General features: G+C 64.7%; 14 protein-coding genes and 2 pseudogenes. 10 read left to right on the top strand and 6 right to left on the bottom strand.

Annotation, left to right across the window (positions count from 1 at the left end; all coding sequences use genetic code 11):
• Window positions 1-611: 611 nt before the first annotated feature.
• On the top strand, window positions 612-1,562 hold the full coding sequence (locus tag ASD05_RS17120; protein ID WP_056594912.1) for an ArdC family protein: 951 nt from the start codon (window positions 612-614) through the stop codon (window positions 1,560-1,562).
• Entirely contained in the window at window positions 1,559-2,704 is a 1,146-nt protein-coding gene (locus ASD05_RS17115) for a prephenate dehydratase (RefSeq protein ID WP_235508004.1), read from the top strand. Before ASD05_RS17120 ends, ASD05_RS17115 begins: the two co-directional genes overlap by 4 nt.
• A 133-nt stretch (window positions 2,705-2,837) precedes the next feature.
• Here the strand turns inward: ASD05_RS17115 and ASD05_RS17110 are convergent, their stop codons facing one another.
• From ASD05_RS17110 to ASD05_RS17090, 4 genes and pseudogenes are all read right to left on the bottom strand, one after another.
• Complete coding sequence (locus tag ASD05_RS17110) at window positions 2,838-3,131, bottom strand: type II toxin-antitoxin system RelE/ParE family toxin (protein WP_056594908.1); 294 nt, start codon at window positions 3,129-3,131, stop codon at window positions 2,838-2,840.
• Between the two features lie 7 nt (window positions 3,132-3,138).
• Complete coding sequence (locus ASD05_RS17105; protein ID WP_056594961.1) at window positions 3,139-3,423, bottom strand: ribbon-helix-helix protein, CopG family; 285 nt, start codon at window positions 3,421-3,423, stop codon at window positions 3,139-3,141.
• 420 nt (window positions 3,424-3,843) lie between these two features.
• A pseudogene (locus ASD05_RS17100) lies at window positions 3,844-4,446 on the bottom strand (IS5 family transposase); the annotation flags it as partial.
• Window positions 4,447-5,227: 781 nt separating this feature from the next.
• The gene (locus ASD05_RS17090) at window positions 5,228-5,473 is read right to left on the bottom strand and encodes a helix-turn-helix domain-containing protein (protein ID WP_056594903.1); all 246 of its coding nucleotides are present in this window, start codon (window positions 5,471-5,473) and stop codon (window positions 5,228-5,230) included.
• 234 nt (window positions 5,474-5,707) lie between these two features.
• Between ASD05_RS17090 and ASD05_RS17085 the strand changes: the two genes are divergently transcribed.
• From ASD05_RS17085 to ASD05_RS17075, 3 genes are all read left to right on the top strand, one after another.
• Window positions 5,708-6,271 carry a helix-turn-helix domain-containing protein gene (locus tag ASD05_RS17085; protein WP_268810543.1) on the top strand — a complete coding sequence of 188 codons (564 nt, stop codon included), beginning with the start codon at window positions 5,708-5,710 and terminating at the stop codon, window positions 6,269-6,271.
• A 457-nt stretch (window positions 6,272-6,728) separates the two neighbouring features.
• Window positions 6,729-7,031 carry a YlcI/YnfO family protein gene (locus ASD05_RS17080; RefSeq protein WP_056594900.1) on the top strand — a complete coding sequence of 101 codons (303 nt, stop codon included), beginning with the start codon at window positions 6,729-6,731 and terminating at the stop codon, window positions 7,029-7,031.
• Window positions 7,028-7,339 carry a type II toxin-antitoxin system RelE/ParE family toxin gene (locus ASD05_RS17075; protein ID WP_056594899.1) on the top strand — a complete coding sequence of 104 codons (312 nt, stop codon included), beginning with the start codon at window positions 7,028-7,030 and terminating at the stop codon, window positions 7,337-7,339. Before ASD05_RS17080 ends, ASD05_RS17075 begins: the two co-directional genes overlap by 4 nt.
• Window positions 7,340-7,375: 36 nt before the next feature.
• Here the strand turns inward: ASD05_RS17075 and ASD05_RS17070 are convergent.
• Window positions 7,376-7,951, bottom strand: a pseudogene (locus ASD05_RS17070) (DDE-type integrase/transposase/recombinase); the annotation flags it as partial.
• 97 nt (window positions 7,952-8,048) lie between these two features.
• Window positions 8,049-8,855 (bottom strand): IS21-like element helper ATPase IstB, encoded by an 807-nt coding sequence (gene istB, locus ASD05_RS17065; protein ID WP_321165788.1) that lies wholly within the window; start codon window positions 8,853-8,855, stop codon window positions 8,049-8,051.
• Between the two features lie 16 nt (window positions 8,856-8,871).
• Here istB and ASD05_RS17060 point away from each other — a divergent pair, with 16 nt between their 5' ends.
• The 5 genes from ASD05_RS17060 to ASD05_RS17040 all read left to right on the top strand — a co-directional run bounded on the left by ASD05_RS17060 (window position 8,872) and on the right by ASD05_RS17040 (window position 13,722).
• Window positions 8,872-9,429 carry a hypothetical protein gene (locus ASD05_RS17060; RefSeq protein WP_162248891.1) on the top strand — a complete coding sequence of 186 codons (558 nt, stop codon included), beginning with the start codon at window positions 8,872-8,874 and terminating at the stop codon, window positions 9,427-9,429.
• 63 nt (window positions 9,430-9,492) lie between these two features.
• Entirely contained in the window at window positions 9,493-9,918 is a 426-nt protein-coding gene (locus ASD05_RS30125) for a hypothetical protein (protein WP_157610143.1), read from the top strand.
• Between the two features lie 785 nt (window positions 9,919-10,703).
• The gene (locus ASD05_RS17050) at window positions 10,704-11,594 is read left to right on the top strand and encodes a nitrilase family protein (RefSeq protein WP_414930052.1); all 891 of its coding nucleotides are present in this window, start codon (window positions 10,704-10,706) and stop codon (window positions 11,592-11,594) included.
• Between the two features lie 56 nt (window positions 11,595-11,650).
• A complete protein-coding gene (locus tag ASD05_RS17045) occupies window positions 11,651-12,814 on the top strand; it encodes a substrate-binding protein (protein ID WP_056594893.1) in 1,164 nt (387 codons plus the stop codon).
• Between the two features lie 74 nt (window positions 12,815-12,888).
• Window positions 12,889-13,722 carry a branched-chain amino acid ABC transporter permease gene (locus tag ASD05_RS17040; RefSeq protein ID WP_056594891.1) on the top strand — a complete coding sequence of 278 codons (834 nt, stop codon included), beginning with the start codon at window positions 12,889-12,891 and terminating at the stop codon, window positions 13,720-13,722.
• Window positions 13,723-13,758: the final 36 nt, after the last annotated feature.

Below are 13,758 nucleotides of genomic sequence, written 5' to 3'. Positions count from 1 at the left end.
GCTGGATCGCGGCGCCTCGGCGGTTGGTGCAAGACGCTGGCCGCGGGAAGCGAGGGGGTCTCGTGGCCGTGCATGCACGACGGTCACCGGTCAGACCGTCCGCCTGGGCGTTCAGCGCCTTCCGACTTTGCGGCGGCGACGCGTGCTTCGCAGGCGCTCGATGGCGTGCCGCCTTCGGCGGCGCAGCGCTGGCGGTGCGTGCAGGCGCCCGCGGCCCGTCCGCGGTGCCTCTGCGTTCGAAGCCTCCTCTTGGCCGACGCATAGCGCGCTCGTGCCGCTGTCCAGGGCTGCGGGCTTTGCCACCGTCCTCACCCGGTCCTCGCTGTGCTCGGCTGCGGCTTGCGGGCGGTCCCTGGACATCGGCCCTTGTCGCGCGCTGTCCATGCGTCGAGGCGGCTCCGAAAGCAGATGTTCAACCACCGCGGCACATGCCGCAGAAAGGCCCAGTCATGCACGCCAGTTCAACTTCCAGCCCGCGCGGTGCGGGCAGCCCGCACAGCCCGGCCCATCCGACAGCCACGGGCGTTCCCCCCGTACCCCCCGAGGACTCACCCAAAGCAGGTGGGGGTCTGGGCGAATCCGCAGGCAACGCTGCGCGGGGGCGGGGGCGCATGGATGTGCGGCAGGTCGTGACGGACCGGATCGTAGCGATGCTGCAGAAGGGAGGGCTTGTGTTCCGCGACCGCTGGACGCGGGCCGCGGCGCGCGGGGCGCCTCGCAACGGCAAGACCGGCGCGCCGTACCGCGGTGCGAACGTGCTGCTGCTTTGGGAGGCGGCGATCGAGGCGGGCTATGCGTCCAATGTCTGGCTGACCTACCGGCAGGCGCAGAGCCTTGGTGCCCAGGTGCGCAAGGGCGAGCGCGGCGTGCTGTGCGCGCACTTCGAGCGCAGGGCGCGCGAGCGTCGCGGCGATGCCGATGACGTCCTCTCGCAAGGCGGGACGGACGAGGAGGCGATGGCTGCGGACGTCGGTGCCCGTGCCGGCGTGCTGCTGTGCCGGCCGTTCTGGCTGTTCAACGTGGCGCAGATCGACGGGCTGTCGCTCGAAGTGGTGGACCTCGGTGTCGTTGCGCCAGCGGCGAACGTGCCGGGTCCGGTGGAGCGGGCGATGCGGCTGCTGGGCGGCTGCAATGCGACTATCCGTCACGGCTTCGACCGGGCGGCGTACCTGCCGGCGCTCGACGAGATCCGGCTGCCCTGGCCGCGGCAGTTCACGAGTCCCGAGGCGCAGTGCGCGACGGCGCTGCACGAGCTGGTGCATTGGACCGGGCATCCCGATCGATTGAACCGGCGCTTCGGACAACGATTCGGCGACGCGGCCTATGCCTTCGAGGAACTGGTGGCCGAGCTCGGCAGTGCGTTCGTGATGGGGCACTGCGGGCTGGTCAATGCCACGGTCGAGGGGCATGCGGCCTACATCGACGCCTGGCTGCAGGTGCTGCGCGGCGACCGCACGGCGATCTTCACGGCGGCGCGCCTTGCGCAGGAGGCCTTCGCGTTCATCGCGGCGCGGGAGATGCCTGCACTTCGGGAGCCCCCAAGGAGCGCGGAGGGCGCATGAAGGTTGTCGATGATCTCGGGACCTGCTGGCGCGCATTCGGCGTGGCGCAGGTTTGTTTCGCGTCATGCAACGCGATGGCCGCCAGCACCTGGATTTCGGGCACGGCGGCCTTCGGGAAAGTGCATGCCGCGCATGCGTTGCGGAGCATGCCCGCCGTCCGGATCATCGCGGCTTCCGTCGTGAAGACGTGCGGGCCTCCAACGCCGGGATCTCGATGCGGCGTGCGCTGGAGACCCGTGCGCTTCTCTCCACCGTTGTTGTTGCCCGTGCCGTTCAAATTCATGAAAACCCTTTCCCTTTGCGCTGTCACGATGGCCACGCTCGCCATGGGCGTCTCGTCGATCACCAGCGCCCAGATCGCCTACCTGGGACCGGCAGGCAGCTGGACCCACCAGGCCTGCATGGACCTGTTCGGCGACACGAATCTGGTCGCGCTCGACAGGCAGGCGCTCTTCAAGGCCCTGCGCGCGAAAACCGTCGCCAAGGCCTGCGTGCCCGCTACGACGTCGGTGGTCGGGGTCACGCCCTATCTGGACGACGTGCTGGCGCTCGACACGGTGCATGTGGTGGGCGAGTACCCGAAGGCACTGGGCTACAGCCTGCTGGCCAAGCCCGGCACCCGCAAGGAGGACATCCGCACGGTGCTTGCGCACCCCGTGGCGCTGGAGGAGGTCAAGCCCTGGCTCGATTTGGAGATGCCCGACGTCGAACGCCAGCCGGCGGCCAGCGGCGGCGCCGCGGCGAAGTCGGTGGCGGAAGGGGCAGCGTCGGGCATGGCCGCCATGGGGCCACCCGGCGCGGCCCGACTCTACGGCCTCACGTCGATCGTCAGCGGCATCGAGGAGGGGCCCCACAATACGACGCGCTGGTGGGTGCTGGGGCATGCGATCCCGGCACCCAGCGGCCATGACAAGACGACGCTGCTGCTGACCGTCGACGAAGAAGGCTTTCAGCGATCGCTGCAGGCGCTCGCGCGATCGGCCCGGGTCCTGGCGGTCTACGAACGCCCGGGCAAGCAATCGCTGGATGGGCACCGCTATGTCATCGACGTCGTGGGCCATGCCTCGCAGCCGGAAATCGCCAGGCTGCTGGCGGACCGTGCGGAGTTCCGGCTTCTCGGCTCCTACCCCCGAAGATATTGAATACCACGTGGAGGCGCGCGCCGTGTGTGGGATTGCTCGGCTCGGTCCTGTGCCGCCTGCGTCGAGGCGAGAGCGGGAGGGTAGGGTGAGCGGCGTTCGAAGCGCGAGGTCGAAGGCGCGGGCGGGCGGCCCTTCAGTGCTTGAACCCGGACTCGCGCTGGGCTCGCAGTGCCAGGATGAAGACGGTCTCGATCCCGGCCAGGTAACGATACAGCGCCACATAGCCGCGGTTGCCCTTGCCGATGACCAGCTCGCGCTTTCCGCCTGCGACGGGGCGGCCGATCAGCGGGCTGCGCGAGAGGATCTGAATGGCCTCGAGAATCTCCCCGACCCGGTTCGCCGCATCGGCGACTTGGTGCTGTTCCAGGTGGTCGATGAAGCGGTCGATGTCGTCCAGGACCTCCGGTGCCAGCTCGATGCGGACCATGGGCCGGTCAAGGCCCCGGCCTGCGCGCCAGAGGCCTGCGAGGTTTCTGGCCGGCCGCGCGTGCCTTCAAGTAGCCCGCAGCGTCCTCCCAGCCGACCGATTCGCCGGTGCGCTGCAACGCGGCCCATCGCTCGTCTGCGATTCGATGCAGTTCCTCGTCCAATTCGCTGCGCTCGACCATGTCGGACAGCGCGTCCAGGATGAACGCATGCGAAGACCTGCCCGACCTCGCAGCCGCAGCCGCGATGCGGGCCTTGAGCTCATCTTCAAGGCGGATGGTCGTTGTCGACATGTTGATGGACCTCATGACATTGACGGTGGCGCATACTGTAGCACACTTGTAGCACATCGGGCCTTCAGCTGCCATGCTGGCCTGGCCGTGACTGGCTGGATCATCCGGGGCGCTGCGAATGCAGCCGGAGATTGCTGAGCAATCTGTGGATGGCGCGCGGCAAATTGATGGAAGCCTGGGCATGAGTGCACGTGCCGCGCGGCAAATGCACGCGTGCGGGGTGAATCAGGCAACGCATTGCTCGAGCAGAGTTCCGCAGGCTGCAAATCAAGCTCAATCACCGGGCATCGTCTCGCTCGAAACGGTGACCCCCGCAGACGCGCATCTCAACCCGCTTTGTGGAGGACATCCCTAGTTCATAGTCTGTCGTAGGCGTGCGAGAACGATGCATACTTCCACGCACCTCAGAAAGACGCCCGTAGCCGCCGTGACCACTGCGCTGTGGGCCAGCCCCGTGCGGCTGTTTACGCCGATGTGCAGCTTCATGCCGAAGAACCAGTTCTTGCCTTTGGCCACCTGGTGCATCTCGGGATCTCGCTTCTTGTCGGCGTTCTTTGTGGAACTGGGCGCACTGATGATCGTGGCACCCACAATCGTGCCGGTGCCCACCTTCAGGCCATGGCCTTGCAGCACTTCACCCACCTTGGCGAACAGCGCTTACCCAAGATGGTGTTTCTCGAGCAGCCGGCGAAACTTCAGCAGCGTCGTCGCGTCCGGAACGCGCTCGCGGCCCAGGTCGATGCCCACGAAACTGCGCAGGCTGGCGCTGCCATACGGCGCCTCTTCGCAGGCCTCGTCAGCCAGATTGAACCAGTGCTGCACGAACAACATGCGCAGCATCCGCTCCAGCCCGACGGGCGGGCGCCCGCCTTCGCCTTTGGGGTAGTGCGGCTGCACCACCGCACAAAGCTCCTCCCAGGGCATGACCTTGTCCATCACGTTGAGGAACACGTCCCGCTTCGTAGGCCGGCGGAATTGCTCAAAGCCTTTGTCGGCGGCCATCGCCAAGGTCTGTTGCTTCATGCTCTGATCAACGAATCAGCCGGGATGGCGGTGGACCTTTTTCAGCGTAGCCCTAGCTCATGGGCTTCGCGTGAACCGAAATGCGTCGCGTGTAAAGCCCATTTAAGAAACAGTATTGCCATTTTCGCCGGTCCTGCTTTTATCGAAAATTTGTGAGAGCCCTTTCGAGAAATTCCGGGGCCGAAGTACCCCCCTGTCACCCCCTTTCGGCCCCACATGGCGACTCTCCGCCTAGCTATTTAGGGAGGACTCGCGGCCATCATCGCGAGGGTGCAGCACTGCTTGGACTACGCAACCGGCCAGCATGACGCTTTGTCTGCTCTAGGACATCTGCGGCGGAGCTCATCGCTTCATCAAACATGCTCTCAATCATTTTGTCTCCTAATCCCGTAGGGCACCAAAAGGGGCAACGTGAGGGCAGGGTGCCGGATGGTCTCTACGGTCTGCGGAGCGTACGTACCTGTTTGGCGATACCCCCGGATTTGCAGCAGGACATCTCTGCGGCCGACCGAAATCGTGGTGGTGCCGGCCCAGAGTAAGGGCGGGGAAGCCGCCAGCTTCCGGTAGACAGGCATGACGTCGCGCCCGCAGGGGGAGATCTGGCGTTGGATCTCGATGAAGCACAGGCGCTCCTTCAGAGTCGTGCGCGAATCTTGAACCATCGTGCGCGAAGCGGCGACGCGATCGCGAGTAGCCGCCGCGCCACCACGCCTGTGCCGGCCCGAGGCCGGGTCGTGCGGACACTCAAGAGAGGTTGACACGTGGCATGCGGGGGAAGCTCCTAGAGTCGGGCCTTGGCCGCCAGCTCGGCCACGGAGATGCCAATGCCTGCGGCAATCTGTACAACCGTCATCACGCCAGGATTCTGCATTCCCCTCTCGATGCTGCTCATGTAAGAGCGATCGATGTCGCTGCGGTGCGCAAGTTCCTCTTGTGAGATGCCACGAGCCTTACGCAGTGCCTTGATGGCGGTGCCAAGCGCCAACAGCGCCGGGTCGAGCGCGTGTTTGGGCGAGGCAATTGGCATAGACAAAATGCTCTCGCCTTGTGTACGATCACACCACGGATGATCTTCCACATATTGGACTTCCTCTGAGATGTACTGCGTTGTCTCCAGACCGATTCTTGTGCGCGCACGCCGCTTTGTTGTCGCATGACGCGCAGACTCATAGCCTCTCCATTACCGACGGCCCTCCCGCTGCGGCTCCCGGCCTCGGTGACGCGTGCCCGGCCGAGGCAGCCCGCGCCTGTCGTACGAAGCCTGTCCGCGGCGCGCATCGGTTCGCAGGTGAAGGCACTTCGCATGGCGGCTGAGGTGTCCGGCGGTGCTTTGGCGAAGGCCTCCGGGATTTCTGCCTCGATGCTCTCGCGCATCGAGCGCGGGCTGGTCTCGCCCTCGGTGGAGACCTTGGAGCGCCTGGCGAACGGTTTGGGTGTGCCGGCGTCGCGCTTCTTCGGCGACCAGGCGCGCCGCACGGACTTCTGCCATGTGCGCGCGGGGCAGGGCGTTGTCGTCGATCGCGTCGGTGCGGTTTCCGACTACCGCTACGAGCTGCTGGGGCATCTCCTGTCGGGCAACCTGTTCGTCGAGCCGTATCTGGTCACGCTGCTGCCCGGTGCCGATCCCTACGTGACCTTCCAGCATCCGGGGTTGAAGTTCCTGTACTTCCTGTCCGGGGAGGTCAGCTACCGCTACGGCGCCAAGGTGGTCTCGGTGAGGGCAGGGGACTCGCTGCTGTTCGAGGCGTCCGCGCTGCATGGGATCGAGGCGATCCATTCGGGGCCGGTTTCCTACCTTTCGGCGGTGTTCACGCTGCGCGAGTGAGGTGTGGCGGCAGGGGCCTGTCGGTCGTGACGGCTGTTCGCCTACGTTGATACTTTCCTTCTTTCCTTCTTTCCTTCTTTCCTTCTTTCCTTCTTTCCTTCTTTCCTTCTTCCCTTCTTCCCTTCTTCCCTTCTTCCCTTCTTCCCTTCTTCCCTTCTTCCTTCCGCGCTCGCGCCGTGATGAACGGTGTCCCCTGCGGAGGGACCGGGACCGAGCACCACAGCGGAGGCGGTGGGCGTCAGGGCACGCGGTCACGCGTGGATCGTCGCAAAGGGTGACCAAGGTCGTTTCCGAAGATCACGCATTGTCAAGTGATCGGTGAAGGTCAAGCGCCACGGCTTGCATCGGGCGGGTGATGCCGGCGGCCAGTCCTGCGTCGCGGCCGTCGCACCGGCTGCTTCGCAGACACAAAAACTGTGGATGACCTGATGTATAGCATTTGCTATACAATCGGGCCATGAAGACGACCCAACTCCCTCCGGTTCGCGTGACGGCCGCAGTTCGAGAACAGATCGAAGGCGTGCTGCTCGATGGCGAAACGCTGTCGCATTTTGTTGAGCAGGCTTCGATCGATGCGGCGCGTCGTCGCAAGGCGCAGCAGGAATTCGTGGCGCGTGGACGCGCCTCGCTTGCCCGCGCGCTTGAGACGGGCGAGTCCTATGCGGCAGACCGGGTCCTCGAGGCGATGAAGTCCCGGCTCGACATCGCACGCAAGGCGATCGAGACGGAGCGGGGCGGCGTCTCCACACGGCGCGCGTGACATACGTCGTGCGGCTGACGCGCGAAGCGGTGGAAGATCCGCAGCGTCTTGAAGCCTTTCTTCTTGATGTCGCGCTCAAGCATGGAGACTGGGAGTTGCCGGACCGCGCGCTCCTGGCCATCCGAAGGGAGTTCCGTATCCTGGAGACCAATCCCTTCACTTGTCGAATTGCCTTCGACGACCGGCTGGAGCGGGAACTCGTCATTCCATTTGGCGCTTCAGGCTACGTCGCGTTGTTTCATGTCGTCAGCGAAAGGGAGATCGTGGTGTCTGCCATTCGGCATCAGCGAGAGGACGAGTACCACTGAAAGTGAACTCGACGCAGCGATCGCGATGGGTGATCGCTAGCTGTGAAGCGTCAAGAGGTTATTTCTTGATGAGTTGAGTCTGTCCATAGGCGCGATGCCACCGATACCGCTGTGCGGGCGATGCCAGTTGTAGTGGTGCTGCCAGCTTGTCAGGGCATCGGTTCGGTGGTCTGAGTTCTGGTACGTCCAGCCATAGGCCCACTCGCGCAGCGCGGACTGGATAGACCGCTCGGCCTTGCCGTTGGTCTGCGTTCGGTAGGGCCGCGTGAAGCTGTGCTTGATGCCAAGCTCCATGCAGGTTGCCCGGAACTCGCGCGAGCGGAACGCTGAACCGTTGTCCGTCAGCAGCCGCTTCACGGCAATGCCCAGACGGGCGTAGTAGGCCACCGCATTGCGCAGGAACGAGACCGCCTGCGGCGTCTTCTCGTCGGGATGCATAGCGGTGAACGCCAGCCTTGCATGGTCATCGATCGCCACGAACAACGTCTCCCAGCCTGCGCCGTCAACCGAGTCGCGTCGGTTGCCTGTGACGCGATGGCTGGGGCGCACGATGCGCCCCAGCTTCTTGGTATCGATGTGCAGCAGATCACCGGGTGCCTCGTGCTCATAACTGTGGCGCGACGATCTGGCTGAGAGGCGCGCGACAATCTGGATGAGAACAGTGTCGCGGCAAGGGGATGATGGCGGCATTGATTGCCGCGCGCAATGACTACGTTGGCATTTGATTGACGCTGGGCGTCACCAGATCGACGTTTCTCGGTGTCGCGTAGCTTGCGGGTCTGCCCGCACCGCTTTGTTTGCGCTCGATGGCGGTGCGCCGACGGTAGCTTTCGACGTTCATCTCGAAGATGGTGGAGTGGTGCACCAGGCGGTCCACCGCGGCCAGGGTCATGGCCGGATCCGGGAACACCTTGCCCCATTCGCCGAACGGCTGGTTGGCCGTGATGATCATGGAGCGGCGCTCGTAGCGCGCACTGATCAACTCGAACAGCACCGACGTTTCCGCCTGGTCCTTGGTGACGTAGGCAAGATCGTCGAGGATGAGCAGGTGGAAGTTGTCCAGGCGGTTGATGGCCGCCTCCAGCGCAAGTTCGCGGCGTGCGACCTGCAGCCGCTGGACGAGGTCCGAGGTGCGCGCAAAGAGCACGCGCCAGCCCTTCTCGAGCAGGGCCAGTCCGATGGCCGAGGACAAGTGCGATTTCCCGCCGCCGGGCGGCCCCATGAGAAGTAAATTGGCGCCGTTGCGCAACCACCCATCGCCGGCACACAGCGCCGAGACCTGGGCCTTGGAGACCATTGGCACAGAGTTGAAGTCGAAGTTGTCCAGCGTCTTGCCCGGCAGCAGCTTGGCTTCGGCCAAGTGCCGCTCGATGCGGCGCCGGTCGCGCTTGGCCAGTTCGTTTTCGGCCAAGGCCATCAGGAGCCGGGCCGCTGGCCACCCTTCCTTGTCCGAGCGCTCGGCGAAGGTCGTCCACATCTGCTTGGTCGCGGGCAATCGCAACTCGGTCAGCAGCAATGTGAGGCGGGTGACCGTGGAGCGCAGGCTCCGGTTGGCGCGCCTTGCGCCGCGTTTTCTGGCGATGTACCGCGCCGACGAGATCGGGCTGGACGAGTTGCACGCGCTGGCGCTGACGGACGACCACGCCGCGCAGGAGGCGGTCTGGGACGGGCTGCCGGTGTACGAACGCAGCGCATGGGCGCTGCGCCGCAAGCTCACCGAGGAATCCTGCGCGGGCGGCAGCCGGCTTGCGCGCTTCGTGGGTTTGGCGGCCTACGAGGCGCGCGGCGGCGCGGTGCGGCGCGACCTCTTCGCCGAGGACGGCGATGACGACGGTGTGTACCTGGACGACCCGGTGCTGCTGCAGGTCCTCGCCATGGAAAAGCTGTGCGCCCTGGCCGAGGAGGCGCGCGCGGAAGGCTGGGCATGGGTGGATTGCATGATTGAGGGCGACGGCCTCGCGTTGCGCCGCTATGGGCAGGCATTGCAGTGTCAACGCGCGATGACGCCCGAGGAGGAGGAGGCAGCACTGGCGGCCATGGACGCCGAGCGCGACCGGCTGGCCGAGGCCCTCGAGACGCTGGAAACGTAGGGCGACGATCCCGACGCGGCGCACGCCAAGGAGGAGGTCGATGTCGAAGCCGAAGCGCAGCGGTTGTCGAGCGCGCTCGACGATCTGGACGACCGGATCGAAGCGGCGCATGCCGCGTTGCTGGCATGGACCTCCGAGCAGATGGCATGCGCCGGGGCGTTGCTGCGCATCGACCATCGCGGAGAAGTGGTGGCGACCCGGGGACTGACACGGCCGGGGGATCACCGCTGCGGTTCGGAGGCCGGCGACCCGGAGGGCGATGACGGGCCGGGGATGGCGGGTGACGGCGATGGCGATGGCGACGGGGCGGGCACAGGCGCCGCGAGAACGCGCGAGCGCAGCGGTTGTCGAGCGCGCTCGACGATCTGGACGACCGGATCGAAGCGGCGCATGCCGCGTTGCTGGCATGGACCTCCGAGCAGATGGCATGCGCCGGGGCGTTGCTGCGCATCGACCATCGCGGAGAAGTGGTGGCGACCCGGGGACTGACGGGGGCCGGGGGATCACCGCTGCGGTTCGGAGGCCGGCGACCCGGAGGGCGATGGCAGGCCGGGGATGGCGGGCGACGGCGATGGCGATGGCGATGGCGACGGGGCGGGCACAGGCGCCGCGAGAACGCGCGCCGCGTTCAGCGAGAAGCTGATGCGCGATCTCACCGCGCATCGCACTGCCGCGCTGCAGGCCGCGCTGATGCAGNGCACAGGCGCCGCGAGAACGCGCGCCGCGTTCAGCGAGAAGCTGATGCGCGATCTCACCGCGCATCGCACTGCCGCGCTGCAGGCCGCGCTGATGCAGAACCCGTATGTGGCAGATGATGCCATTGCACAGGAGAAAGTGCCGTTGCCTTTGGCGCGCTTGCTGCAGGCCCGAAGCATCGTGCGCATTTCGTGTGCATCAGGTTCGACAAGTCGATCTGTTTGCGACGCTGCGGCCGGCTTGCACCGGCAATTCTGAAAGTAACAGCGCTGCACACTGCTCGAGCTGAGTGCTGGAGGAGGAGAGCACTGTCGCGCGATCTCTGCCACCTCAGGTCCACTCTTCGTCGATCGAAGTCTCATGCCGGATGTGTTGATCGCATAGGGTTTACGCTGATCAATGAGTTCGAAAGCCCATTGACATGATCTCGTCATCTCCGTAATCTCCAGCCCCACGAAAGCAATCGGTTTGATTGCATTCGGGCAGCAACAGCGCTGCTTCACATACCGGCTATGAAAGCCCTCGATTTACGCGAAAGCGTGATCGAGGGCTTTTTTGTTTTTGGAGTTCAGATGTCGATGGTACGAACCGCTGACGAGGCGAGCGTCTTCCCGGACGTGGTTGTGGCGAGCATCCAGATGGCGCCGAAGGTTGGCAGCAAGGCCGCCAACCTGAAGAGGTCGATCGAATTGATCGAAGAGGCTGCAGGGCACGGTGCCGTCATCGCAGTTCTGCCTGAACTTGCGAACACCGGCTACGTGTTCTCGTCGCGGCGGGAAGCCTTCGAACTGGCGGAAGCGGTGCCCGACGGCGAGAGTGCCAGTGCATGGATCGACGTCGCCCGACGGTGCAAGATTCACGTCGTCGCAGGCATCGCCGAGCGCGTGGAGGACCGTCTCTACAACGCCGCGATCGTCGCTGGCCCCAAGGGCTATATCGGTACCTACCGAAAGCTCCATCTTTGGGGCGATGAACACCTGTTCTTCGAATCCGGCGACCTCGGATTGCCCGTCTTTCACACTGAGATCGGGCGCCTCGGCGCAGTCATCTGCTACGACGGATGGTTTCCCGAGGTGTACCGCCTGCTTGCGATGCGAGGTGCAGACATCGTCTGCATGCCCACCAACTGGGTGCCGATGCCCGGGCAGGCCGGCGAGCACATGGCAATGGCCAACACCCTCGCGATGGCCAATGCGCACAGCAACGGGCTGAACATCATCTGCGCCGATCGCATCGGCACAGAACGAGGTCAGCCGTTCATCGGTCAGAGCCTGATCGTCGGCGCCCAGGGCTGGCCGATCGCTGGTCCGGCGAGCAAGGACCGTGAGGAAATCCTCTACGCATCGATCAACCTCAAGGAAACGCGCCGAGCCAGGCACCTCAATGCGTTCAACGACGTCCTGCGTGATCGCAGGGACGACATCTACGACCCCATGCTCGGCACCGGCTGGCCGTTGCCGCGTCACTGATCCTTTCTCCGCTCGTACTTCCCTCAATCCACATATTCATCGCACGAGGACTTGTCATGAAAACATTCGAACGCTTCTTCCGCCTGAGCGCCATTGCCGCAACGGCGGCCATTGCAGTCAACGCATACGCTGCAGACCCGATCAGGATCGGCGTCGCCGTGGGCCTTTCCGGCGCCAACAGTGTCGTCGCGCCGGCAGTCGTTCAATCGTCGCAACTTGCAGTGGATGAGATCAACGCCGCGGGCGGCATCCTCGGGCGCAAGGTCGAGCTCGAAATCGTCGACGATGCGTCTGGCGCCGTCGGCGCTCAAAAGGCCTTCGACACCCTCGTGTTCCAAAAGAAGGTGAACGCGATCATCGCAATGGAGACCAGTGCAGCCCGCAATGCCGCGCTGCCGGTGGTCAGCAAGGGCAAGGTCCCTTTCATCTATACCTCCTTCTATGAAGGCCGGTCTTGCAACAACTCGATGTACGTGAACGGCTGGGTACCGGAGCAGCAGGTCGCCCCGGTGGTCGACTATTTTTCGAAGAGCAGGAACGCGAAGACCTTCTTCCTGGTCGGAAGCGACTACGCATTCGGGCGTGGCATGCTGGACTTCACCAAGAAGTACATCGAGCAAAAAGGCGGCAAGGTCGTCGGCGAAGAGTACCTGCCGATCGACGGCAGCGACTGGACCTCGGTCGTCTCGAAGATCCGCTCCGCCAAGCCGGATGCCTTGATCAGCGCAACCGCCGGCGGCGCACCGAACGTGTCGCTCGCCAAGCAGTTGAAAGGCGCCGGGATGACTGTCCCCTACGGCAACCTGGCGATCGACGAGGGCACCGCGAAGACGATGGGCGAAGTGGCGTACGGGCTGTACGTGTCCGCGTCCTACCTGACCAGCATCGACACGCCCGAGAACCAGAAGTTCGTGGCCGCCATGACGAAGAAGTTCGGTGCCGACCTCAAGACACCGAACGAGCTTTCCGAACCGCAGTACGAAGCCTTCTACCTGTACAAGGCGGCCGTCGAAAAGGTCGGCTCCACCGACTCGGCCAAGGTGATTCCGGCCCTCGCCGACGTTTCGTTCAACGGCCCGCGCGGCAACGTGCAGATGAACAAGAGCCGCCACACACCGCTCTCGATGCGCCTGGGGCAAGTGCAGGCGGACGGCTCGATCAAGATTCTCGAGACCTTCGCCAACGTGGACCCGGGTGCCCAGTGCCCCAACATCAAGTAACCGGGCGTCGGGACTTCGAACCCAAGCCAAGAGATCCGGGCTCGCGCCCGGCTCTCCACATGTAGGGGAAATTCATGGTGCTATTTCTGGACCTGTTGACGACCGCAGCCATGCTGTTCGTCGTCACGGCGGGACTGATGATGATTTTCGGGGTGATGAAGATCGTCAACTTTGCGCACGGCGCGCTGCTGACCCTCGGCGGTTATGCGAGCTATGTGGTGACGCAGCTCCAGCTCGACCCGTGGCTGAGCTGGCCGCTGGCGTTGGTTGCCGGCGTGATGGTGGGAATGGCGGTCGAGTGGCTGATCGTCAAGCCGCTGTACAAGCGCCCGCTCGACGCCATCTTGGCGACCTGGGGGCTCGGCATCGTCATCGGCCAGCTGATCGTGATGGCGTTCGGTCGTGAGGTCCAGTTCGTGGACGCTCCGTTGTCGGGGACCTGGACCATCGCCGGCGTGGACTATTCCGCTTATCGACTGCTGCTGGTACCCGTCGCTGGCGTGCTGTGCCTGCTGTTGACGGGGCTGTTGAATGGCACACGCTTCGGCATCCGAACCCGCGCCGTGATCATGAACGAAGACCTGGCGAGCGGCCTCGGAATCCATTCCGGATGGGTGCGTTTCGTGACCTTCAGCCTCGGCGCCGGCCTCGGCACGCTGGCGGGGACCATGATCACGCCGCTCTCGAGCGTCGATCCGAACATGGGAATGCCGTGGCTGGTCAGTGCCTTCATGCTCGTGATGGTTTCAGGCCACTCGATGCTGAGCCTGATGCTGACCTGCCTGGTCTTCGGGGCCTGCCAGGTGCTGGTCAGCACCTATGCGAGTCCGGTCCTCGGCGGCCTGACCATCGCCGTTCTCGCCGCAGTCACGCTGCGCATTCGTCCCAAGGGGTTCGCTCATGGCTGAAGCAAGCACAGCCCGTCTCCCGATGGCGGACAGGCA

Origin of the sequence: Variovorax sp. Root434, assembly GCF_001426595.1 — a bacterium.
Classification (GTDB): domain Bacteria; phylum Pseudomonadota; class Gammaproteobacteria; order Burkholderiales; family Burkholderiaceae_C; genus Variovorax.
This window is presented reverse-complemented; position numbering and strand designations above follow the sequence as displayed.